We start from the raw sequence: 22,065 nt of genomic DNA, 5'->3' as shown, positions 1-22,065 counted from the left end.
CCTCTATCGGCGGCATCGTCGACGGGGCGGATCGCGGCAGCTATCATGAGGCGAAGCAAGGAATAGCATCCGCCTGGAGTCCAGGTCAGGCGCAGGTCGGGCAGAGAGCCAAAAATCGTGGCCGGCATGCCAGCCCGGTGCGAAAAAAAGAGGGCAGGTAGGGCCGTACCCCTCTCTTGAATTTGGTATTTAAGCGGTGCTATAAGATGAGAGTGCTTTTGAGTGATGCCTGCTATTTCTGGTTACTACCGCTCAATGAATAAGTAAAGGTCGGAAAATGATTCAGTCAGTTCAGCCAGCAACGACGCCTACCACCACCACCGCAACCTGCGGCGGCGTGGGCGTATCTGTGGCTGGCTCCTGACAAAACAGATACCCACTCCCCGCCGGTCCGGACGGGGAGACACGGCTCTCCGTTCATCACATTTTGAATGGAGACACATCATGATTTCATCTGAACAAGCGCTAATCATTATCGATATGCAGGAGGGGCTTTTCCGGGGCCCGGCTGCTCCGCATTGTGCAGACGCGGTTCTGTCAAATATCTGTCTGCTCATCGCCAAAGCGAGGCGCTCTCAGGTGCCGGTCTTTTTTGTTCGCCACATTGGGCCTGACGATTCCCCCTTCTCAGAGCACGGCCTGCTAACAAAGCTGATACCCGAACTCGACGTGGACGCCGAGCGGGATAGCGTTTTGACTAAAAAGCATCCCAGCTGTTTTCGCGATACCGAACTGCAGCTTCAGCTCAGCCACAGAGGCGTCAAGCAGCTGATTATCGCCGGGATGAAAACAGAGTTTTGCGTCGACACCACCTGCCGGGCAGCGCCGGAGCTGGGCTTCAGCGCCGTGCTGATTTCAGATGCGCATACCACAATGGATAACCCGCATTTATCGGCAAACGAAATTATTGGCCACCATAACAGAACGCTGGCGGGCCCGTTTGTAACGCTTTCGACTGCTGCTAGCTGGAACTTTGATTCTGACAAGTGAGTGCCGTATGCGTCAGGGCATCGCGAACGCCATCCATCGAGGCATCCGGTAAGGCTGCCTATGGGATTTATTATTATCGACTCCGGGATGATGCCTTTTCCGCCAGCATCCTCTATGCTGACCAACGCTTTGATAAAGGACCTGTTCCCATGATAACAGTAGAGAAAGCGGATCCATTTTCCCCCGAATCGTATGGTTTAATCGAATCTTTGTCCGCTGAGCTTGCCGCGATTACCGGCGACAGCGGCAAGAGCCATTTCACCGTTGATGCAATGGCCGGGGAGAGAACGCTCTGGGTTCTGGCAAGAAATACGCGCGGTGATGCCGTAGGATGTGGCGCCATCCGGCCCTTAACGCAGGATATTGCCGAGCTTAAAAGGATGTATTCCGACCGCAGCGCTCATGGTATTGGCCACGCCTTACTTGCTTTGCTGGAGACATCGGCAAAGAGTATGGGATACCGTGAGCTTTGGCTTGAGACCCGGCGAGTTAACCATCAGGCGGTACGTTTTTATGAGAAAAATGGTTACGCGCGTATTGAGAACTACGGCCCCTATATCGGGCGAGAAGAGGCGGTCTGTTTCTCGAAAGTATTGGTCACGAGTAGAGCGCAGGCTGAGGCACAGGCACGCGGGGCGATCGATAACAACCGGTAGAGATGACGATCCTCATCCGTAATGCGTAGCCGGCAATCGTTTCGCAAGGATCCTCCGCGATCCGCTATTTTGACCGAGAGTTATCGTGCAGTGCTGACGATACGCCGCGCGCAGCGGCGACAGGCTCAATCTGAGAACCTTCTTCGGGCCGCTGCGGCGGGCAGGCGGCACGTCCCTGATTTTTATCACCAATAGCAGCCTGGCTGAACCGGACCATCGTTGATAACTGGCGTCGGGGACGTGCCGCCAGGCTTGCTTAGCTGCGTGCCAGTTCAAACAGCCGACGCGCCGCCGGGGTCAACCCTGACATATGGATACAGGCGTGCACCATGCCCGGCAGTCGTTCGCAGCGTACCGCCACCCCGGCCTCCTCAAGCCGAAGCGCATATCGTTCGGCCTCATCGCGCAGCGGATCGTATTCGCAGCTCAGGATGGTTGCCGGCGGCAAATCGCGCAGTGAAGCCGCGTGCAGCGGTTCGGCGTAAGGATGACGACGTTCTCCCAGATAGCTTTGCCAGCAAAACGCCATCGCATCGCGCGTTAAATAGTAGCCCTCAGCGAATGCGCGATAGCTCCCGGTTGCCATATCGCGACTTAACGCCGGATACAGCAGCAGCTGATGTTCGATGCGAGGGCCGCCGCGATCCCGCGCCAGCAGCGCGGTCGCCGCTGCAAGGTTTCCGCCGGCGCTATCGCCGCCCACCGCCAGGCGGCGGCTGTCGATGCCTAAACGCTGCGCCCGTTCGTAGACCCAGCATAGCGCCTGGTAAACATCCTCTAACGGTCGTGGAAACGGATGCTCTGGCGCCAGCCGGTAATCCACGGACACGATTACCCGTCCGGTAGCATTGGCCAGCGCCTGACAGGGCCGATCGTACAGCGCCAGCGATCCCAGACACCAGCCGCCGCCGTGAGCAAACAGCATCGCCGGCCGCGCGGTTTCTGCGTTTAAGCCGGCTGGCGTATAAACGCGAAGGACAATACCGTGACCATCATCAGCGGTAGCGACATAGTCTTTGTAGCCATCGCTGGTTTCCATCTCCCCCTGGAGCTGGAGCAAGCCGGCTTCCGTGGCCGCGCGCATCTCGGCCAGCGTGGCGGGCGGCGGGGCGCCCGCTTGCGACGACGCGGCGAGAAAGTCGGCAATATGCGGATCAAGCGGCATAGTGAGTTTCCTCTGACAGAAAGGGGACGATCAGCGCGATAAACGCCTCATGACGCTCTTCGGTAATAAAATGGCCGCAGTCGGCCACCGTCTCGCCGCGCAGGTCCTGGGCATTTCCGCGTAGGGTCGTCAGCGGCGCATCACCCGTTGCATATTCAGCTCCCACCGTCAGCACCGGCATCGTTAAGGCCGTTTTCGCCCGGCGCTGGTTCTGCCGAATGGTCTCCGGGATCGCTCGATAGTAATCGAAGCCCGCGCGCAGCCCGCCTGGCGCAGAATAAGCGGCGATATAAACCTCCGCGGCTACCCGATCGCGGCGATGAGACCAGCGGTTGAATATATAGCTGAGATACTGTGATTCACGGCCGTAGGTCAGGGTTTCCGGTAAATCAGCCAGCTGATTGAACATGAAGTGCCAAAGAAAAATATTCTCCTCCGGGGCGACAAAAATCGACGGGGCAGGGGCCAGCCCCGGGATCACCGCCTCAGTCAGCACAAGTCGCTCAATCGCCTGCGGAAAATCGCTCGCCATGGCGTAGCCAACCCACATGCCAATATCGTGGCCCACCAGGCTGTAGCGCTGATGCCCCAGCTGCGCCATGACCGCGTGCAGCACGGCGCCAACGCTGCCGGTGTCGTAACCGCCGAGGGGCTTATCGGAATCGCCGATGCCGGGAGGGTCAACCGCGATCGCCTGAAAACCGGCGTCGGCAAGCGCGCGGAGGACGTAGCGCCAGGTATACCAGGTCTGGGGCCAGCCGGGTATCAGCAGTACCGGCTGTCCTTTTCCCGCCACGACGCAGTGAATGCGCTGTCCGTTGACCTTCGGATAGACGTGCTGCGCCTCAAGATCCGCGTAGAGGATCTCGTCATATTGTTGTTCCATGAGAGGTTCCTTGAAATGTTCTGGCCTAGAGAATGCCGAGTAATTTTTTGATTTGATGAGGATTTACCGGCGCGCCGGCGAAGTCGTCGAAGACCTTATCGGTGATGTGAATAATGTGGCTGCGGATGAACTCCGCCCCCTCACGGGCACCGTCCAGCGGATTCTTCAGGCAGCATTCCCACTCCAGCGTTGCCCAGCCGGCGTAATCGTATTGCGCAAGCTTTGCGAAAATGGCTTTGAAATCAACCTGACCGTCACCCAGGGAGCGGAAGCGGCCCGCGCGATCGATCCATGATTGATAGCCGCCGTAGATCCCCTGACGACCGGTGGGATTAAACTCGGCGTCTTTAACGTGGAACATCCCGATCACGTCCTTATAAATATCAATAAACTCCAGGTAGTTGAGCTGCTGTAGCACCATATGGCTAGGGTCAAAAAGCACCCGACAGCGGGGATGTTCGCCCACCCGCTGGTGGAACATTTCGAACGTCACGCCATCATGAAGATCCTCGCTGGGGTGGATTTCATAGCACAGATTAATCCCCGAATCCTCGCAGGCGTTGAGCACCGGCAGCCAGCGTCTGGCGAGCTCGTCGAAAGCGGTTTCGATTAGCCCGGCAGGACGCTGCGGGAAGGGAAAGAGATAAGGCCAGGCCAGCGAGCCGGAAAACGTACCCAGTTCGCTGAGGCCAAGGCGCGCGGAGGCTTTGACGGCCATCAGCAGCTGTTGTCGGGCCCACTCGCCGCGGGCCTGCTGATTGCCGTGCACTTCGGGCGGCGCAAAACTGTCGCATAAGCTGTCGTAGGCCGGATGTACCGCCATCAGCTGGCCGAAAATATGGCTGGTCAGTTCGCTGACCACCAGGCCGTGTTCCGCCAGCATACCGGTAAGATCGTCGCAGTAGGTCTGACTTTCCGCCGCGGTGGCCACGTCGAAGAGGCGCCGATCCCATACCGGGATCTGCAATGCCTTAAAGCCGGTTTCTGCGGCCCAGCGGGCAATCGCAGGCAAGCTGTTGAAGGGGGCAACCTCGTCGCTGAACTGAGCGAGGTGCAGGGCTGGACCTTTGAGGGTTCTCATCGTAAACTCCTATTGTTTGTCAATCGACAAACAATAGGAGTAAAAACCGATAACCGCAAGCGAAAATTATAAATGCGTTGGTAATCTCAATGATTTAAGCGATCCTGTCGCACTCAATATCGGGCAAACTGGAGCAACGTAATGGCAGGCAGACCGCGCGAATTCGATCGTGAGCTGGCGCTTTTGAAAGCGCGCAATCTATTCTGGCGACAGGGCTATGAAGGGACGTCAATGTCGGATTTGGTGGCCGAACTGGGTATCGCCTCCGCGCGTATTTACAAGGCGTTCGGTTCAAAAGAACAGCTTTTTCGGCAAGCGATCGCTGACTATGAAAATCGCGAAGGGGGATTTGCGGATCGCGCCTTTGCCGCCGGGAACAGCGTGCGCCAGGCAATTGAAACGCTGCTGATGGATGCCGTGTATCTGTACTGCCAGCCGGATCTGCCGCAGGGGTGTATGGTGGTCGCCTCCGCGGCCAGCGTCAGCGCGGACAATGACGACATCAAAACCTGGCTGGCCCAGCATCGTCTTCAGCGCACGCAGCAGATTATCGACCGGCTGCGGCAGGCGGTGCAGAGCGGCGAGCTGCCAGCCACGACCGACGCTGAAGGCCTGGGTGATTATTTCGCCGCCTTTTTGCACGGCCTGTCGGTTCAGGCTCGCGATGGCGTTGCGCAATCGCGGCTGCTGGCGGCGGTTAACGTGGCGCTGACCGCGCTACCGCATGCGGATTAATGGATTTTCGCTGGCAACGACGTGAAGCCAGCCTGCGGCAACGTTTCCCTCACGCTGCCGCTGCTCGACAAGTACCGATGGCGCGCCTGATACGATGCGGTTAAGCAGGGCGGCTGAGCTTCTTTATATGGGCCGACAGGTTCCAGTTGATAACGCATGATGCTACCAGCGCGATAAACCATGGAATTCTGGAGCCGTCAAAAAAATGCTCTCCAATGATGTCGCCCAGCGCCAGGCAGGTAAAAATCGATGAAAAATAGAGCCAGGCTCTTAAAACGCTTAGATTGTTGAACACCGTCATCATCCTTTGATTTTCCAGAACCCAACCATGCGGATTAAAGGCGCGGCGGGCAACTGCCAGATCGTTGGGTTGACACAGGCCAGAGGTCGCTATTTGTTGCGCTTCGCATGCGACAGCGCACGTTGACCGTCCCGGTTGCATTTCGCACGGCATGCCGGTTCGATGCTGGGGCGTGATGAGGTGGTCCGCCCGGGATCCCTGTGCAAGAGCACAAGGGCGGACCTTGGTCATAGGGGGTCTACAACCGGCGCGAATTTTACCATTTAAGCTATGGCCGAAATATTAAAACTCCCGCCCGATAAAGGATTTAAGATTTACCTCAGCTTATACATCAATGCGTTGGGGCAGAGTGCGGCGATGGGGCCAGCAAGCACGTGAAGCATTTTGCCGTTTGAGAGCGATCGCGACAGCTGAGACATTATTTCAGGCGTTCAAGCGCCAGTAAGTCACGCAATGTCACGAAATTCTAATGGTCGCATTGGGCTTTAACGTCACCGACAAAAGACGACACCGCATCTTGCGAGATGTCATTTGAGTTTGTCCTGTTTATGGTCATTAATGCTTTCGTCTTATCCGTCGAAATCTGCCACGTCTGAAGAGTCAGCCCCAAATCTGTGGCATAGGCTCCCACCATTGATGTTGGGCTTATCACCGTATAGGTCATGTTGCTATCGGTTACGGAAGGTGCTTTTTTATCGATGTTCACAACGAATATTTTCCCCGTGTAACCATCTTTTTTGAAGTCATATTGGTTGTACTCATTTGCACCGAAACCATGTAAGTTTCCAATAACCCAGCATCCGGCATCGGCGGATGAAACGGGCAGAAGTAAGATAAAACCGAGCAAACATTTACTTATCATTGCGAGTTATTCCCTTTTGTCAAAAATGTCAGCCGTGTAAGCGTATTATGAACTTCGAGGCGCCTGTCTTCCAAAAAATGTTGCGCGCCATGTTCATATCTGGTGGGGAAATAGAGTGATTTCACTTCGAGAGACCACGCTGCGTTCGCAGATAAAAATCTGCCCGAAACACGTTAAGTTGATGGCAAAAATACGTCGTATTTTAGAGGGGAGGTGGGGCATTTTTGGGGGGCGAAAAGGGCCTCAGGAGCGTTTTTGGGGGCATTAAAAAGGCCGCGTATGTCCGCTATTGTCCGTTAACTGCACAACCTAACCCCTTGTATTGCCAATAAACGCATGATTCCCCGCGATTGTTTCTTATAAGTACGTAAAAGTTAATGAATTTTTAACAAAAGGTCGTTATGTTGTCGGCATCACAGTTTTGTTAAGGGTTTTCCATGCGCGATAAATACTCCGGCCTGCAGATAGGCATCCACTGGCTGGTATTTTTATTAGTGGTTGGCGCCTATGCCGCCATGGAGCTGCGGGGCTTTTTCCCCCGCAGCGACCGGCCGTTGATTAATATGATCCACGTCTCCTGCGGCATTTCCATCTGCGTACTGATGGTAGTGCGCCTGCTGGTGCGCCTGAAGTCGCCCGCGCCGCCGATTGTGCCGAAGCCATCGCCGATGATGACCGGCTTCGCGCACCTCGGGCACCTGGTTATCTATCTGCTGTTTATCGCCTTGCCGATCGTCGGCATGGTCATGATGTATAACCGCGGCAACCCGTGGTATGCGTTTGGTCTGACGATGCCCTATGCGGCGCAAAGTAATTTTGAGCTGGTGGACACGCTGAAGGGCGTGCACAGCCTGCTGGCGAATACCGGCTACTTCGTCGTTGGCCTGCATGCGCTGGCGGCGCTGATGCATCACTATCTGTGGAAAGACAATACGCTGCTGCGCATGATGCCGCGCAGGCGCTAGCGCCGTTGGCTCTCTACCTTCAGACCCCGCCTCGTGCGGGGTTTTTTTATCTCTTTTGCCGCGGACTGTGATACATCTGATGGCATCCACGGGAAAAGGGGAATGAAGATGAGAGTCAGACTTGCCGCGCCGGACGAAGCGCCGGCGCTATGGGAGATCCGCAATCAGGCGATACGCCACGGCTGTCGTGAAAGCTATGAGGCCGAGGTTCTGCGGGCCTGGACGCCGGACATGATGCCGGAAGGCTATCGTCATGCGGTGCGCGACAACCCCTTTTACGTGGTTGAAGAGGAGGGGGGGCGAACGGCCGCCACCGGCTATCTCGACCTGCGCGCCGGCAGCGTGGAGGCGATTTTTACCCGCCCGGAGTGCTTCGGTAAGGGCTACGCCGGGCTAATCGTGACGGCGATAATCGCCGAAGCGCGCCGTCGGGGGCTGACGCGGATCACGCTGGAAGCCACGCCCAACGCCGCCGGTTTCTATCTGCGCCACGGTTTTGTCGCGCTCGGTGAAAAATGGCTGCCATCAAAGCTGGCTAACGCCGATTTGCGCTGCGTGGATATGGCGCTGGAGCTGAACTGAGCCTAAAACGGCGCCGCTGTGCTACGGTTAAAGCGGCGTTTCAATTTGCCAGCTTGCGTAATTAAATATAGTATACCCCCCTATATGATATGGAGGGCGTCACCGTGCCACATTCACCTGAAGACAAAAAACGCGCGCTGAGCCGCGTGCGCCGTATTCGCGGGCAGGTCGAGGCGCTTGAGCGCGCGCTGGAGTCCGGCGAGTCCTGTATGACAATCCTGCAGCAGATCGCCTCAATTCGCGGCGCAACCAACGGTTTGATGGGGGAGATGGTGGAAATTCATCTCCAGGATGAGCTGGTAAGCGGCGAAACCACCCCCGACCAGAGAGCGATAAGAATGGCGGAAGTCGGCCATCTGCTACGATCCTACTTAAAATAAATCACGACGAAGGAAGAGACCCTTATGAAATCACGTGCAGCAGTCGCGTTTGGCCCGGGCCAGCCGCTGAAGATCGTTGAGATTGACGTCGCGCCGCCGAAAAAAGGCGAAGTGCTGGTCAAAATCACCCACACCGGCGTCTGCCATACCGATGCCTTTACCCTTTCCGGCGACGATCCGGAAGGCGTGTTCCCGGCGGTGCTGGGGCATGAAGGCGGCGGCATTGTCGTTGAAGTCGGTGAAGGGGTGACCAGCCTGCAGCCGGGCGATCACGTTATTCCGCTGTATACCGCCGAGTGCGGCGAGTGCAAATTCTGTAAATCCGGCAAAACCAACCTCTGCCAGGCGGTTCGCGCCACTCAGGGCAAAGGCCTGATGCCGGATGGTACCACCCGTTTCTCCTATAACGGCGAGCCGATTTATCACTATATGGGCACCAGCACCTTCAGCGAATACACCGTGTGTGCGGAGATTTCGCTGGCGAAAGTTAACCCTCAGGCGCCGCTGGAGAAAGTCTGCCTGCTGGGCTGCGGCGTGACCACCGGGATCGGCGCCGTTCACAACACCGCGAAGGTAAAAGAGGGCGATACGGTGGCGGTATTTGGCCTCGGCGGAATCGGTCTGGCGGTGATTCAGGGCGCGGTACAGGCGAAAGCCGGGCGCATTCTGGCGGTCGATACCAATCCGGATAAGTTCACCCTCGCCAAAGAGATGGGCGCGACCGACTTTATCAATCCTCGTGACTACGAAAAGCCGGTACAGGACGTCATCGTTGAGCTGACCGACGGCGGCGTGGACTTCAGCTTTGAGTGTATCGGCAACGTCAACGTTATGCGTTCGGCGCTGGAGTGCTGCCATAAAGGCTGGGGCGAGAGCGTGATTATCGGCGTGGCCGGTGCGGGCCAGGAGATTAAAACCCGGCCGTTCCAGCTGGTAACCGGTCGCGTATGGCGCGGTTCCGCATTCGGCGGCGTGAAGGGGCGCACCCAGCTGCCGGGCATGGTTGAAGACGCGATGGCGGGCAAAATTCGCCTCGATCCGTTTATCACCCATCGCCTGCCGCTGGATCAGATCAACGAAGCGTTTGACCTGATGCACGAAGGTAAATCAATTCGTACCGTTATTCATTTCGGCGACCAGTAACCGCGGCCGACGCCTGGGCAAAAAAATACCTGCCGGCGGCTTCACCGGCAGGTATGACTTTTACAGGACGCCGCGCTTACTGCTGGTCAGGTAGCGCGTAGGCGATGATATAGTCCCCGCGATCCGGCGACTGACGTGCGCCCCCCGCGTTAATGATGATGTACTGCTTGCCGGTTTTCGGCGAAACGTAGGTCATCGGACCGGACTGGCTGCCGACCGGCAGACGGGATTTCCAGATTTCCTTACCGCTGGCGGTATCAAACGCCCGCAGGTAGAAGTCCTGGGTACCGGCGAAGAACAGCAGGCCGGACTGAGTAGAGAGCGATGCGCCGAGGGTCGGCATGCCGATGGGAATTGGCATATGCATCCGAATCCCCAGCGGGCCGGTATCCTCAACGGTGCCGACCGGCACCTGCCACACCAGCTTCCCGCTTTTCAGATCCACCGCCGACATCGTACCGAACGGCGGCTTCTGGCACGGAATGCCCAGCGGCGACAGGAAGCGTTCGCGCATTGCGCCAAACGGCGTACCTTCCATCGGCACGATACCCATCTCAATCCCGCTGGCGTCTTTTGCCACTTTGGCGCGCGGCACCATATAGTTTGCCAGGCCGAGGCGCATATCGTTGACGAACATCAGGCCGTTATTCGGGTCGACCGACACGCTGCCCCAGTTCATGCCGCCCAGCGAGCCCGGGTACTGCAATGAACGATCTTCGCCCGGCGGGGTGAAAATACCCTCATGACGCATGGATTTAAAGGCAATGCGGCAGATCAGCAGATCGACCGGCGTGGCGCCCCACATATCCGACTCTTTCAGCGTTTCGTTACCGATCATCGGCATGCCGACGGAGTAGGGCTGGGTTGGCGAATAGCGCTCGCCCGCCACGTTGCCCTGCGGAACCGGACGTTCCTCCACTTTGGCAACCGGCTCACCGGTTTCGCGGTTGAGCATAAAGATCATGCCCTGCTTGCTGGTCTGTACCAGCACCGGGGTGGTCCCGCCTTTGCCATCCGGAAGGTCGTACAGCAGCGGCTGCGACGGCAGGTCGAAGTCCCACAGATCGTGATGGGTGGTCTGGTAGTGCCAGCGTACCCGGCCGGTCGTCGCATCGACGGCCACGATCGACGAGCTGTACTTATCGTCAAGCGCGGTCCGCTCGCCGCCAAAGAAGTCCGGCGTGGCGTTGCCGGTCGGCAGATAAATCAGGTTCAGCTTCGCGTCATAAGACATGGCTGACCAGATGTTAGGCGTACCGCGCGTGTAGGTTTGGCCCTCCGGCGGCAGACCGGTCAGGTTTGGATTACCCGGATCCCACGCCCACGCCAGCTTGCCGCTGTGGACGTCGTAGGCGCGCACCACGCCCGGAGGCTCGCCGGTGGAGAAGTTATCCGCCACGCGGCCGCCGACCACCACCACGTTCCCCGCCACCAGAGGCGTCGAGGTCTGCTGGTAGTAGCCTGCTTTAATTTCCCCCATCCCAACGCTCAGGTCGACGACGCCGTGTTCACCAAAGGCTTCACAGGGTTTGCCGCTATCGGCGTCGATGGCGATCAGGCGCGCGTCGGTGGTCGGCAGGAACAGACGACGGGAGCAGGCGGCGGGCTGAACGTCAGCCGCCGGGGACGATTGGGCCACGCCGTCCGCGTAATAGCCGAGTCCGCGGCAGCGCTGCCAGTTCGGCGCGGTGGCTTTTGAATCGTAGCGCCATTTTTCCTTGCCGCTATCAACGTCCAGCGCCAGCACCTTGCTGTAAGGGGTGCAGACGTACAGCGTATCGCCGATTTGCAGGGGGGTATTCTGATCTTCGGCGCCGGAGCCGTTGCTCTGCGGAATATCCCCGGTATGGGCGACCCACGCCACCTGCAGCTGATTAACATTGTGCTTGTTAATCTGATCCAGCGCGGCGAAGCGATCGCCGTGGGTAGTATTGCCCCAGTGCTCCCAGTTTTTCTGCTGTTCGCCGGCGGCAACCGGCTTAACCGGTACCTCTTCGGTGGCGCTCACCAGCGGCTGCGCCTTGAACATCCAGCCGAAGCTGACGGCCAGCACCACGGCCAGCGCCGCCGCGAGGCCAAAGGCCGGGCCTTTGGCGGTCGCTTTAGCCGAGAAGTAAGGCCAGACGAGGGCCGAAAGGAGCGCCAGCGCGCCGAAGACAAACAGGCGCGAGAACAGCGGCCAGAAGGTCCATCCGGCATCGCTGATGGCCCAAACAATGGACGCCACAAACGCCAGCGCGTACAGCAGGATGCCGCTGCGACGGTTGCGGAAGATGAGTACGGAGGCGATAACCATCGCCAGCCCCATCAGGCTGAAATAGAGGCTGCCGCCGAGCGTGGCGAGCTTTATGCCAGGAATACCGATGGCCAGGCCGATTATCAGCATCAGCCCGGCGAGAAGCCACTTCAGGATCCGGGGGAATCCTCGTGGCGCGTGACCCGTTGTCATGTTGTCTCCTTAACCACCCGTTCTCAGGTGTGAACCAAATGAATCAAAAAATAAAACTGTGTCTTTTGAGTGAAGCGATAAATGGCTTCATGAAAGAGGGTTTTTTGCTGATTTTGATTTCATGTGAACCATATGGTGAAATCGTGGCAATGATAAATCTGTTACCGAAGTTTGCGCAATTGTTAATAAATAATTTCGCACTAATTGATTACGCTGCTAAGCAAGCGGCGTTATCCGCGCTCGGGCGCCGCCGGCCTGGCCGGAGTCAAACCGGGAGCGGCCGGGAGGCTAAGGATGCCGGAAGGGGTAACAGGTTTGCCCGGAAGAGGCGCCGGGAGGCGGCGCTCCGTCCGGAAAAGAGGCTCAGGCGGGCATCGATTTTCGAATCGCGCTGAGCAGGGTCTGCGCGCCGGAGGTGAGGGTGGCATCAACCCGGGTCAGAATACCGATTGGTTCCCCGGCGCCCTGGGTCGGTACCGGCAGCGAGCTGAGCAGGCCGCGCCGCAGATCGTCCTTCACCGCCCCGGAGGGGACGAACCAGATATAGTCGTAATCGACGGTCAGCTGGCGCGATAGCGAGGCCGAGAGCGTTTCTATGCAGCCCGCGGGAATTTTACATCCCTGGCTTTGCAGCAGGGTTTCGGCATTCTGGCGGGGGATGGTCCCCTTCGGTGAAACGACGACCGGCCAGTCCATCACCCGACTGAGCGTTACCGTCTCCTGCAGCAGCGGGTGGCCGGGGCGAACCACCAGCTTCAGGGACTCCAGAAACAGCAGCTCATAGTTGAGACCGCTCATCAGCTCCGGGTCGGACATGCGCCCGATGCCGATATCAATCTCCCCCGATTTAAGCCCCGCCAGCAGCATGGTGTTATTCATAGTGGCGACCTGCAGGGTGATATCTTTCTGCTGCTGGTGAAACTGGCCGATGACCGTCGGCAGAATGCCGAGCGCGGCGGTCGGCAGCGCGCCGATACGCACCACGTCGGGATTCATTCCCTCTTTGCGGTTGAGCGCCTGGCCCGCGGTATTAAGCGCGTCGAGGACCTTTACCGCGTGGGTGAGAAACTGCTCCCCAACCAGCGTCAGCTGCGCGCCCAGCCGTCCGCGCTCAAAAAGCCGCGTTCCGGTCAGCTGCTCCAGCTCGTTGAGCGTTTTTGATAAAGCGGGTTGGCTAAGATTAAGTGTTTCAGCCGCACGCCCCAGCGTTCCCTGTTGAGCGACGGCCACGAAGGTGTGTAGATGGCGCAAGCGAATGCGCTGACTAAAGAGAGCGTTTTTTTCCATAATTGATACTAAAAACAGAGCGGTATGAGTGACAAGCGATATTGTTTAAATTTGATAACCCAATGGCAAAATATTATTAACATTTACTCTTGTTATATTACAAATGATTTTACCTGACGCCAAAAGTCGATGCCCCGGGCTGAACCGGGGCATGCGGGGGCGTAATGGTCTCAAAGATCGAAAAAGACGGTTTCGTTCTCGCCCTGCAGATGAATATCGAACCGATAGACAATTTCGCCGCCGCGTACTTCGCGCCGGGCAATCAGCGTCTGACGGCGAACCTCCCACTCGATCAGATTGAGCACCGGATCGGCCCGGTTGGCCTCCTCTTCGTCGGCAAAGTACATCCGCGTGTTCAGGCCGATGTTGATCCCCCTCGCCACCACCCACAGGCTGACGTGCGGCGCCATCATCCGGCCGTCGCGGCCGACAACCGCGCCCGGCTTGATGGTTTCAAAGCGCCAGATCCCGGTGTCGAAGTCGGAGCAGCTGCGGCCCCAGCCGCGAAACGCCGGGTCGCGCCGTTTGCCGGCCTGCCGATCGTCCGGGTGCGCGTAGCGCCCGGCGGCGTTGGCCTGCCAGATCTCCAGCAGCACGTCGCGCACCGGCGTGCCGGAGCCGTCAATAACCCGCCCCTCAATGGTAATACGCTCGCCTTCGGTATCCGCAGCGGTGAGCTGCGGGCCAAAGTTATTCTCGAAAATGTGGAAGCCCGCGGCATCCGGCGCCAGCCCGATGTGGACGTAGGGGCCGGCAGTTTGCGAGGCGGTTTCGGGTAAATAGTCTTTCATCGGGCGGCCCCCTGAGTGCGGTTTTCAAACAGCGTCGCGCGGTGGCCGCGCAGTACCAGGTCAAAGCGGTACGCCAGGCAGTCCAGCGGCACGGCGGCATGGGTATCCAGCTCGGCAATCAAGGTGCGAACGGCATCGTCGTTATTGATGGTTTTGACGATCGGGCACTGCTTAATCAGCGGATCGCCTTCAAAATACATCTGGGTGATCAGGCGCTGCGCCCACGCGTCCCCGGAGAGGGAAAAGTGAATATGCGCCGGGCGCCAGTCGCTGACCTGATTGCGCCACGGGTAGGGGCCCGGCTTGATGGTGCGAAAACAGTAGTAGCCGTTTTCGTCGGTCAGTACCCGACCGCAGCCGCCAAAGTTGGGGTCAATGGGCGCCAGATACCGATCTTTTTTATGCCGGTAGCGGCCGCCAGCGTTGGCCTGCCAGACCTCCACCAGGGTGTTCTTCATCGGGCGGCCAAAGCCGTCGCGAACGTAGCCGTGGACGATAATGCGCTCGCCGATCGGCAGGCCTTCTTTGGCGTAGTTAAGGATAAGGTCGTTATCCAGCGGCCCGAGGTCATCGCTGCTGAACACCGGGCCGGTGATTTCAGAAAGCGAGTTCTGCAGGGAGATCAGCGCATTGCGCGGCGAGCGCAGAACGCTGGTTTTGTAGCCCGGGGCGTAAGCGGGAGGATGGCTGTTATAGTCGCGATGAACCACCTCGCGCGGGGACCATTTATCGTTCATAGGGTACGTACTCCGTTTTATTCGGTACAGGGCTTGTTGTTTTAATGTCGCCAGAAACAGTGTGTGTAAATGTTTTGTTAATTTAAAGTGAAATTAAAGGGTCTATTCCATAACTCAGGGTTATGTCCCGCGCGGAACAAAGGGCGGGGGCAGGTTATCCGCATCACAGTTTGTAAATTCTTCCTGCTGGCGCGGGAGGCCTTCTCTACACTCCAGGAAGTATTCACTGGAGGTAAGACATCATGGCGAACACCATCACGGCTGATGAGATTCGGGAACAATTTTCACAGGCTATGTCGGCGATGTATCAGCAGGAAGTTCCGCAGTACGGGACGCTCCTCGAGCTGGTCGCGGACGTCAATCTGGCGGTGCTGGAGAACAACCCCAGGCTGCATGAGCAGCTGGCGAATGCCGATGAGCTGGCCCGGCTGAACGTTGAGCGCCACGGCGCGATCCGCGTCGGCACCGCCGAAGAGCTGGCGACGCTGCGCCGTATGTTTGCCATCATGGGGATGTACCCCGTGAGCTATTACGATCTCTCCCAGGCCGGGGTGCCGGTCCATTCCACCGCCTTTCGCCCCGTGGATGACGCCGCCCTGGCGCGTAACCCGTTCCGTATTTTTACCTCGCTGCTGCGCCTCGAGCTGATCGCCAGCGACGAACTGCGTCAGCGGGCGGCGGAGATTCTGGCTAAGCGCGATATCTTTACCCCGCGCTGTCGGGAGCTGATTGCGCAGCACGAAGAGAGCGGCGCCTTCACGCCCGGCGAGGCGCGGGAGTTCGTGCGCGAGGCGCTGGAGACCTTCCGCTGGCACAGCCACGCGACGGTAGACGATGAAACCTATCACGCCCTGCAGAACGAGCACCGGCTGATTGCCGACGTGGTCTGCTTCCCGGGCTGCCATATCAATCACCTGACGCCGCGCACGCTGGATATCGACCGGGTTCAGGCCCTGATGCCGGAGTGCGGCATCGTGCCGAAGGCGCTGATTGAAGGCCCGCCGCGCCGGGAGGTGCCGATCCTGCTGCGCCAGACCAGCTTTAAGGCGCTGGAGGAGCCGGTGATCTTCGCCGGGGAGCATAAAGGCACCCACAGCGCGCGTTTTGGCGAAATCGAGCAGCGCGGGATCGCGCTGACGCCGAAGGGGCGGGCGCTGTACGATCGCCTGCTCAACGAGGCCGGGGTGGGTAAAGACAACCTCCATCATCAGCGCCACCTGCAGGATGTGTTCAGCCAGTTTCCGGACAGCGAGTTTCTGCTGCGCCAGCAGGGGCTGGCGTGGTTCCGCTATCGGCTGACGCCGGCGGGAGAAGCCCATCGTCAGGCTTTCGGCCCCGGCGACGATCCGCAGCCGCTGATTGAGCGCGGCTGGCTGATTGCCCAACCGATTATTTATGAAGACTTTTTGCCGGTGAGCGCGGCGGGGATTTTCCAGTCTAATTTGGGTAACGAAACGCAGGCCCGCAGCCACGGCAACGCCAGCCGCGACGCCTTCGAAACGGCCCTCGGCTGCCCGGTGCTCGACGAGTTTATGCTCTATCAGCAGGCGGAGGAACGCAGTAAACGGCGTTGCGGTCTGCTCTGAAACCGGTACTCTGCTGGCATAAACCGTAAAAGGAAGCAGGTCATGCAGAATCCGTCTACGCCGCTGGTGAAAACCCGCCAGGGCACGTTATCCGGGATCGCCGAGCAGGGGATCCACATCTGGCGCGGCATCCCCTTCGCCGCGCCGCCGGTTGGCGAACTGCGCTGGCGCGCCCCGCGCCCGCCAGCGCGCTGGCAGGGCGTCCGCCGGGCCGACGCCTTCTCCGCCGCCAGCTGGCAGGACATTGAGTACTGCCGCGAGCTGGGGGGCGGCGATCCCGGGCGCTTCTCGGAAGACTGCCTCTATCTCAACGTCTGGGCGCCTGCCGCCCGCGCCCAGCCGCTGCCGGTGATGGTCTGGCTGCACGGCGGGGGCTTTACCATCGGCGCCGGCAGCCTGCCGCCGTACGACGGGCAGGCGCTGGCGGGCCGGGACGTCGTGGTGGTGACGGTGAACTACCGGCTGGGGCATCTCGGCTTCTTCGCGCATCCGGCGCTGGAGGGCGAGGAGGGCGAGAGGATATATAACTTTGCGCTGCTCGATCAGATTGCCGCCCTGCAGTGGGTGCAGGAAAACATTCACGCCTTCGGCGGGGATGCAGCAAACGTCACTCTGTTTGGCGAATCGGCCGGCGCGCGCAGCGTGCTGTCGCTGATGGTCTCGCCGAAGGCCAAAGGGCTATTCCATAAAGCGATCGTCCAAAGCGGCTATACGCTGCCGGACCTTCCGCGCGCCAGGGCGCTGGAGAAGGGGCGGCGGCTGGCGGAGCATTTTTCGCTGCCGGACGCCAGCGCCGAGCAGCTGCGGGCGATCCCCGCCGAGGCTTTCTGGCCGCTTACCGCGCCGCTAAGTATCGGCCCGGCGCCCATCGTCGGCGATGCGGTGCTGCCGCAGCCGATGCTGGAGACCTTCTTCGCCGGTCGTCAGCATCCCATGCCGGTTATGATCGGCTCGAACAGCGACGAGGCCAGCGTAATGGCGGTCTTCGGCGTTGATATCGCCGGGCAGATCCAGAAGCTGCGCCGCGAGCGGCGCTTTGGCCTCGGGCTGATTAAGCTGCTCTATCCCGGCGTGAAGGGCGACGCGGCGCTCGGCCGCGAAGTGTGCCGGGACATGGCGTTCACCACCCTTGGCTACGTGGTGATGCAGGCCCAGCAGCGGGTCGGACAGCCCTGCTGGCGCTACTGGTTCGACTATGTTCCGCAGGCCGTGGATGAGACCTATCCGCACGGCGCGTGGCACGGGGACGAGGTTCCCTACGTCTTTGATACCCTCGCGCTCGCCGAGCCGGTGCGCGGCTACGCCGATGAGGGCGATAGAGCCTTTGCCGGGCAGATAGCCGACTACTGGGCCAGCTTCGCCCGCCTCGCCGGCAGCGGCTGCAGCGAGCTGCCGGGCCCGGTGCGCTGGCTGGCCTGCCGGCGCGGTCGCGATCGGCTGCTGCGTATCGGGCTGCATAAACGGGTGGGGTTTAAGCTGGAGAACCGCTTTATGCGCGCGCGGCTGGCGCTGTTCCGCCGGGTGATGCGCCATCACGTGACCCTGGATTAACCAGCTCCTCGCGAAACCGCGCCAGGCCATCGGCTTTGCTCTGCGATGCCCGCACCAGCAGGCGGTAGCTGGCGCCGGTTTTCACGCTCAGGGCGAACGGGCGCAGCAGGCGGCCAACCCGCAGGTCTTCCGCCACCAGCGTCGCATCGGCGATGGCGATCCCCAGCCCCTGCATGGCGGCGGTGATCGCCAGATCCATGGTATCGAAGTGCTGGTTTTTGCGCATCGCCAGCGGCGCATCGGGGGAGAACTGCGTCAGCCACAGCGACCAGTCGGTTTTATCCCGCGTCGGATGTAAAAACGTCGCGCCGTCGAGGCGGGCGTCGCAGGGCGTACTGCCGCTGATGACCGGCGTCAGCGCCTCTTCGAACAGCAGATCGCCGGCGCTGTGATGGGTGCCGAAAACGATCGCCGCGTCGTAGGGCTCCGTTTTGAAGTTAACGCTGTGTTCGGTGGTGGTGGTCAGGGCAATCTGCAGCTCCGGGTGGCGCTGCTCTATCGCCACCAGCCTGGGCACCAGCCAGCGGATGGCGCAGGTCGGCGCCTTCAGGCGCACCACCGTTTGCTGCTGACGCGCCTGCTCGGCGACGGTCACCAGGCGGCCAAACGCCGACTGGAGCTCCGGGTAGAGGGCGCTGCCCTGGGGCGACAGGCGCAGCCCGCGCGCGTGGCGTTCAAAAAGCGGAAAACCGAACCAACCTTCCAGCGCCGCAATCTGGCGGCTCACCGCGCCCTGGGTCAGGCACAGCTCCCGCGCGGCGTGGGTCAGGTTGAGGTGTCTGGCGGTCACCAGAAAGGTCTCGACGGTATTAAAAGGCAGGGCGCTCCGCGACATGTCGTCTCCAGCTATGCATTTTGATCATAGGCAGTATGCCACGCTTCGTTCCGGGAATGGGACAATGCGTTGCACTTTCACCGTCTAATCAGCGGCCCGCGCTTAAACTATTATCAGCCTTATTGCGAAAACAGCTGCCGGAGCGCCCGTTCCGGTGGGATCACCCGATGTTGATATGAGGAAAAGGTCATGGCTAAACCCTACGTTCGTCTGGATAAGAGTGATGCAGCCGTGCTGCTGGTCGATCATCAGGCCGGGCTGCTGTCGCTGGTGCGCGATATCGACCCCGATAAGTTCAAGAACAACGTCCTTGCCCTTGGCGATATGGCTAAGTATTTCGGCCTGCCAACCATCCTGACCACCAGCTTTGAAAATGGCCCCAACGGCCCGCTGGTGCCCGAGCTGAAGGCGCAGTTCCCGGATGCGCCCTATATCGCCCGACCGGGGAATATTAACGCCTGGGATAACGAAGATTTCGTTAAGGCAGTGAAGGCGACCGGCAAGAAGCAGCTGATTATCGCCGGGGTGGTCACCGAGGTGTGCGTGGCGTTTCCGGCGCTGTCGGCTATCGAAGAGGGGTTCGACGTCTTCGTGATAACCGACGCCTCGGGGACCTTTAATCCGATTACCCGCGATGCGGCATGGGATCGGATGTCGCAGGCCGGCGTGCAGCTGATGTCGTGGTTTGGCGCCGCCTGTGAGCTGCATCGCGACTGGAGAAATGATGTTGAAGGGCTGGGGACGCTGTTTTCTAACCACATCCCGGACTATCGCAATCTGATGACCAGCTTTAACACCTTAACCAGCAAGTAGTTCCTGCCGCGGCCGGCCTGCGGCTGGCCGTTCTTCACCCTCAGCCATGATCGGCGCTCATGGCTACTATGACAACAATTCGTTTGTCGCCGTCAGCACCTTTAGATTGAATGGTTATGCAAATATAATGAGAAAGGATTAACCATGCGCCTCAGTTCTCCGCTGACCACCCGCTCCAAACTACCCGATGTCGGCACGACCATTTTTAGCGTCATCGGCCAGCTCTCCGCGCAGCATAATGCGATCAACCTTTCTCAGGGCGCGCCCAACTTTGCCTGCGATAGCCGGCTGGTTGAGGGGGTGACGCGGGCGATGGCCGAAGGGCATAACCAGTATGCGCCGATGACCGGGCTGCGCGTGCTGAAAGAGCGTATCGCCGAGAAAATCGCCGCGCTCTACGGCACCCGCTACGACGTTGACGACGAGGTGCTGATTACCGCCAGCGCCAGCCAGGGGCTCTACTCCGCCATCGGCGGGCTGGTGCATCCCGGCGATGAAGTTATCTATTTCGAACCGGCGTTCGACAGCTACGGGCCGATCGTGCGCCTGCAGGGCGCCACGCCGGTGGCGATCAAGCTGACGGTGCCCGATTTTGCCATCAACTGGGACGAAGTTGCCGCCGCCATCACGCCGCGGACGCGGATGATCGTGATCAACACGCCGCACAATCCCAGCGGCCAGGTGCTCTCCGCCGAAGATTTAGCCCGCCTGGCGGCGCTGACCCGCAATACCGATATCGTTATTTTGTCGGATGAGGTGTATGAGCACGTGGTCTTCGACGGGGCGCAGCACCACGGGATGGCCACCCATCCGCAGCTGGCGGAGCGCAGCGTAATCGTTTCTTCCTTCGGTAAAACCTACCACGTGACCGGCTGGCGGGTAGGCTACTGCGTTGCGCCGGCGGCGCTGATGGAGGAAATCTGCAAGGTGCATCAGTTTCTGATGTTTTCGGCCGATACGCCGATGCAGTACGCGTTTGCCGAGCAGATGACCGACCCGCAATCCTGGCTGGGGCTGGCGCCGTTTTACCAGCAAAAGCGCGATCTGCTGCGTCAGCAGCTGGCGGATTCGCCGTTCCGCCTGTTGCCGAGCGCCGGCTCCTTCTTCATGCTGGCGGACTACAGCCATTTCAGCGACGAAAGCGACAGCGAAATGGTGAAGAGGCTGATCGTCGACTACGGCGTCGCCACTATTCCACTGTCGGCGTTTTACGCGGATGGTACTGATAACAAACTGATACGTCTCTCTTTTGCGAAAGATGAAGCCACGTTACGGGCCGGCGCACAGGCGCTGTGTCACGTTAAGCCGCGTTGAGGAGCCACACGATGAAAATAAAAGCCCTTACCCTCGCTTTGGGGATGATTTGCACCTTCTCCTCCTTTGCCGCCAGCGAATTACGCTACGGCGTGGAAGCGGAATACCCGCCGTTCGAAAGCCGTAATTCGGCCGGGGAGCTCGAAGGCTTCGATATCGATCTGGGGATGGCGATTTGCCAGGCCGCTCAGCTCAAGTGCAGCTGGGTGGAGACCTCGTTTGATGCGCTGATCCCGGGGCTGGTGGCGAAGAAATTCGACGCCATTAACTCGGCGATGAACATTACCGAACAGCGGCGCAAGAGCATCGACTTTACCCAGCCGATTTATCGCATCCCGTCGCAGCTGGTAGGGAAATCCGACAGCGGTATGCAGGCCACTCCTGAAGGGCTGAAGGGGAAAACCATCGGCGTGCTGCAGGGCTCGATTCAGGAAACCTACGCCAAAGAGCACTGGGAGAAGCACGGAGTCAGCGTGGTCTCCTATAAAGATCAGAATATGGCGTGGGCCGATCTGCTCAACGGGCGGATCGACGCTTCGCTGGTGATGTCTGCCGCCGGGCAGGCCGGTTTCCTCAGCAAGCCGCAGGGCAAAGGCTTTGGCTTTATCGGCAAATCGGTTGCTGACGATACCATCCTCGGCAGCGGGATTGGCTACGGCCTGCGCAAGGGCGATGAGGCGACGAAAAAGCAGCTTGATGCGGCGATTGATAAAGTGCGGGCCGACGGCACCATCACCCGGCTGGCGGCGAAATACTTCCCGGGCATCGACGTTAGCGTCAAATAATGCGTCATTCTCCGCCGGTTTCTCCGGCGGGGAATTCGGTCTGGTCCGGTGGACATATTTTTTTCACGCTTTTTCTGTCGCCAACAATTGGATTATTAATCGTTTTTGTCTAGAGTGAGCGAAATTCACGACGCATCTGTTTGTCGCGTTGCCTCCCAATTGGCACAACAG

General features: G+C 59.4%; 22 protein-coding genes. 12 read left to right on the top strand and 10 right to left on the bottom strand.

What is annotated here, in order from left to right; translation table 11 throughout:
* Positions 1 to 444: 444 nt before the first annotated feature.
* The gene (locus EDF75_RS14635; RefSeq protein WP_133599947.1) at positions 445 to 990 is read left to right on the top strand and encodes a cysteine hydrolase family protein; all 546 of its coding nucleotides are present in this window, start codon (positions 445 to 447) and stop codon (positions 988 to 990) included.
* A 149-nt stretch (positions 991 to 1,139) separates the two neighbouring features.
* Positions 1,140 to 1,646 carry a GNAT family N-acetyltransferase gene (locus tag EDF75_RS14630; protein WP_133599946.1) on the top strand — a complete coding sequence of 169 codons (507 nt, stop codon included), beginning with the start codon at positions 1,140 to 1,142 and terminating at the stop codon, positions 1,644 to 1,646.
* A 256-nt stretch (positions 1,647 to 1,902) separates the two neighbouring features.
* Here the strand turns inward: EDF75_RS14630 and EDF75_RS14625 are convergent, their stop codons facing one another.
* The 3 genes from EDF75_RS14625 to EDF75_RS14615 are packed head-to-tail and all read right to left on the bottom strand — an operon-like array spanning position 1,903 to position 4,778.
* Positions 1,903 to 2,811: an alpha/beta hydrolase gene (locus EDF75_RS14625; RefSeq protein ID WP_133599945.1), complete on the bottom strand. Its 909-nt coding sequence runs from the start codon at positions 2,809 to 2,811 to the stop codon at positions 1,903 to 1,905.
* Positions 2,801 to 3,697, bottom strand: coding sequence for an alpha/beta fold hydrolase (locus tag EDF75_RS14620; protein ID WP_133599944.1), 897 nt, complete (start codon positions 3,695 to 3,697; stop codon positions 2,801 to 2,803). Before EDF75_RS14620 ends, EDF75_RS14625 begins: the two co-directional genes overlap by 11 nt.
* Before the next feature lie 25 nt (positions 3,698 to 3,722).
* Complete coding sequence (locus tag EDF75_RS14615) at positions 3,723 to 4,778, bottom strand: sugar phosphate isomerase/epimerase family protein (RefSeq protein ID WP_133599943.1); 1,056 nt, start codon at positions 4,776 to 4,778, stop codon at positions 3,723 to 3,725.
* A 141-nt stretch (positions 4,779 to 4,919) separates the two neighbouring features.
* On the opposite strand from EDF75_RS14615, the gene EDF75_RS14610 reads away from it, so the two are divergent.
* Entirely contained in the window at positions 4,920 to 5,513 is a 594-nt protein-coding gene (locus EDF75_RS14610) for a TetR/AcrR family transcriptional regulator (protein WP_133599942.1), read from the top strand.
* A 100-nt stretch (positions 5,514 to 5,613) separates the two neighbouring features.
* Here EDF75_RS14610 and EDF75_RS14605 read toward each other — a convergent pair whose 3' ends face one another.
* On the bottom strand, positions 5,614 to 6,045 hold the full coding sequence (locus tag EDF75_RS14605) for a hypothetical protein (RefSeq protein ID WP_133599941.1): 432 nt from the start codon (positions 6,043 to 6,045) through the stop codon (positions 5,614 to 5,616).
* Between the two features lie 235 nt (positions 6,046 to 6,280).
* Entirely contained in the window at positions 6,281 to 6,676 is a 396-nt protein-coding gene (locus EDF75_RS14600) for a hypothetical protein (protein ID WP_133599940.1), read from the bottom strand.
* Between the two features lie 437 nt (positions 6,677 to 7,113).
* Here EDF75_RS14600 and cybB point away from each other — a divergent pair, with 437 nt between their 5' ends.
* The 4 genes from cybB (at position 7,114) to EDF75_RS14580 (ending at position 9,746) form a co-directional block, all read left to right on the top strand.
* Positions 7,114 to 7,641, top strand: a complete 528-nt coding sequence (gene cybB / locus EDF75_RS14595) for a cytochrome b561 (protein ID WP_045855179.1) — start codon at positions 7,114 to 7,116, stop codon at positions 7,639 to 7,641.
* 108 nt (positions 7,642 to 7,749) lie between these two features.
* Positions 7,750 to 8,223: a GNAT family N-acetyltransferase gene (locus EDF75_RS14590; RefSeq protein ID WP_133599939.1), complete on the top strand. Its 474-nt coding sequence runs from the start codon at positions 7,750 to 7,752 to the stop codon at positions 8,221 to 8,223.
* 104 nt (positions 8,224 to 8,327) lie between these two features.
* Entirely contained in the window at positions 8,328 to 8,603 is a 276-nt protein-coding gene (locus EDF75_RS14585; RefSeq protein ID WP_041147608.1) for a metal/formaldehyde-sensitive transcriptional repressor, read from the top strand.
* 24 nt (positions 8,604 to 8,627) lie between these two features.
* Entirely contained in the window at positions 8,628 to 9,746 is a 1,119-nt protein-coding gene (locus tag EDF75_RS14580) for an S-(hydroxymethyl)glutathione dehydrogenase/class III alcohol dehydrogenase (RefSeq protein ID WP_041145321.1), read from the top strand.
* 76 nt (positions 9,747 to 9,822) lie between these two features.
* Here EDF75_RS14580 and EDF75_RS14575 read toward each other — a convergent pair whose 3' ends face one another.
* The 4 genes from EDF75_RS14575 to pcaH form a co-directional block, all read right to left on the bottom strand.
* Entirely contained in the window at positions 9,823 to 12,195 is a 2,373-nt protein-coding gene (locus tag EDF75_RS14575) for a membrane-bound PQQ-dependent dehydrogenase, glucose/quinate/shikimate family (protein WP_133599938.1), read from the bottom strand.
* Positions 12,196 to 12,558: 363 nt separating this feature from the next.
* Positions 12,559 to 13,482 carry a LysR substrate-binding domain-containing protein gene (locus EDF75_RS14565; RefSeq protein WP_041145324.1) on the bottom strand — a complete coding sequence of 308 codons (924 nt, stop codon included), beginning with the start codon at positions 13,480 to 13,482 and terminating at the stop codon, positions 12,559 to 12,561.
* A gap of 170 nt (positions 13,483 to 13,652) precedes the next feature.
* Positions 13,653 to 14,273, bottom strand: coding sequence for a protocatechuate 3,4-dioxygenase subunit alpha (pcaG, locus tag EDF75_RS14560; RefSeq protein WP_133599937.1), 621 nt, complete (start codon positions 14,271 to 14,273; stop codon positions 13,653 to 13,655).
* Positions 14,270 to 15,010 (bottom strand): protocatechuate 3,4-dioxygenase subunit beta, encoded by a 741-nt coding sequence (gene pcaH, locus EDF75_RS14555; protein ID WP_133599936.1) that lies wholly within the window; start codon positions 15,008 to 15,010, stop codon positions 14,270 to 14,272. The genes pcaG and pcaH overlap by 4 nt, the downstream gene beginning before the upstream one ends.
* A 242-nt stretch (positions 15,011 to 15,252) precedes the next feature.
* On the opposite strand from pcaH, the gene hglS reads away from it, so the two are divergent.
* Both hglS and EDF75_RS14545 read left to right on the top strand, forming a co-directional pair.
* Positions 15,253 to 16,596 carry a 2-oxoadipate dioxygenase/decarboxylase HglS gene (gene hglS / locus EDF75_RS14550; RefSeq protein ID WP_133599935.1) on the top strand — a complete coding sequence of 448 codons (1,344 nt, stop codon included), beginning with the start codon at positions 15,253 to 15,255 and terminating at the stop codon, positions 16,594 to 16,596.
* Positions 16,597 to 16,638: 42 nt separating this feature from the next.
* Entirely contained in the window at positions 16,639 to 18,147 is a 1,509-nt protein-coding gene (locus tag EDF75_RS14545; protein ID WP_133599934.1) for a carboxylesterase/lipase family protein, read from the top strand.
* Here the strand turns inward: EDF75_RS14545 and EDF75_RS14540 are convergent.
* Positions 18,086 to 18,982: a LysR family transcriptional regulator gene (locus EDF75_RS14540; protein WP_133599933.1), complete on the bottom strand. Its 897-nt coding sequence runs from the start codon at positions 18,980 to 18,982 to the stop codon at positions 18,086 to 18,088. The genes EDF75_RS14545 and EDF75_RS14540 overlap by 62 nt on opposite strands.
* A gap of 189 nt (positions 18,983 to 19,171) precedes the next feature.
* Here EDF75_RS14540 and ycaC point away from each other — a divergent pair, with 189 nt between their 5' ends.
* The 3 genes from ycaC (at position 19,172) to EDF75_RS14525 (ending at position 21,894) form a co-directional block, all read left to right on the top strand.
* The gene (gene ycaC, locus EDF75_RS14535) at positions 19,172 to 19,795 is read left to right on the top strand and encodes an isochorismate family cysteine hydrolase YcaC (RefSeq protein ID WP_041145330.1); all 624 of its coding nucleotides are present in this window, start codon (positions 19,172 to 19,174) and stop codon (positions 19,793 to 19,795) included.
* 144 nt (positions 19,796 to 19,939) lie between these two features.
* The gene (locus tag EDF75_RS14530) at positions 19,940 to 21,109 is read left to right on the top strand and encodes a pyridoxal phosphate-dependent aminotransferase (RefSeq protein ID WP_133599932.1); all 1,170 of its coding nucleotides are present in this window, start codon (positions 19,940 to 19,942) and stop codon (positions 21,107 to 21,109) included.
* 11 nt (positions 21,110 to 21,120) lie between these two features.
* The gene (locus EDF75_RS14525; RefSeq protein ID WP_133599931.1) at positions 21,121 to 21,894 is read left to right on the top strand and encodes a transporter substrate-binding domain-containing protein; all 774 of its coding nucleotides are present in this window, start codon (positions 21,121 to 21,123) and stop codon (positions 21,892 to 21,894) included.
* Positions 21,895 to 22,065 lie beyond the last annotated feature (171 nt).

It is taken from the genome of Klebsiella sp. BIGb0149 (genome assembly GCF_004362605.1).
Lineage (GTDB): Bacteria > Pseudomonadota > Gammaproteobacteria > Enterobacterales > Enterobacteriaceae > Klebsiella > Klebsiella terrigena.
Note: the sequence above shows the minus strand (reverse complement) of the source record. Positions and strands in the feature narration are given on the sequence as shown.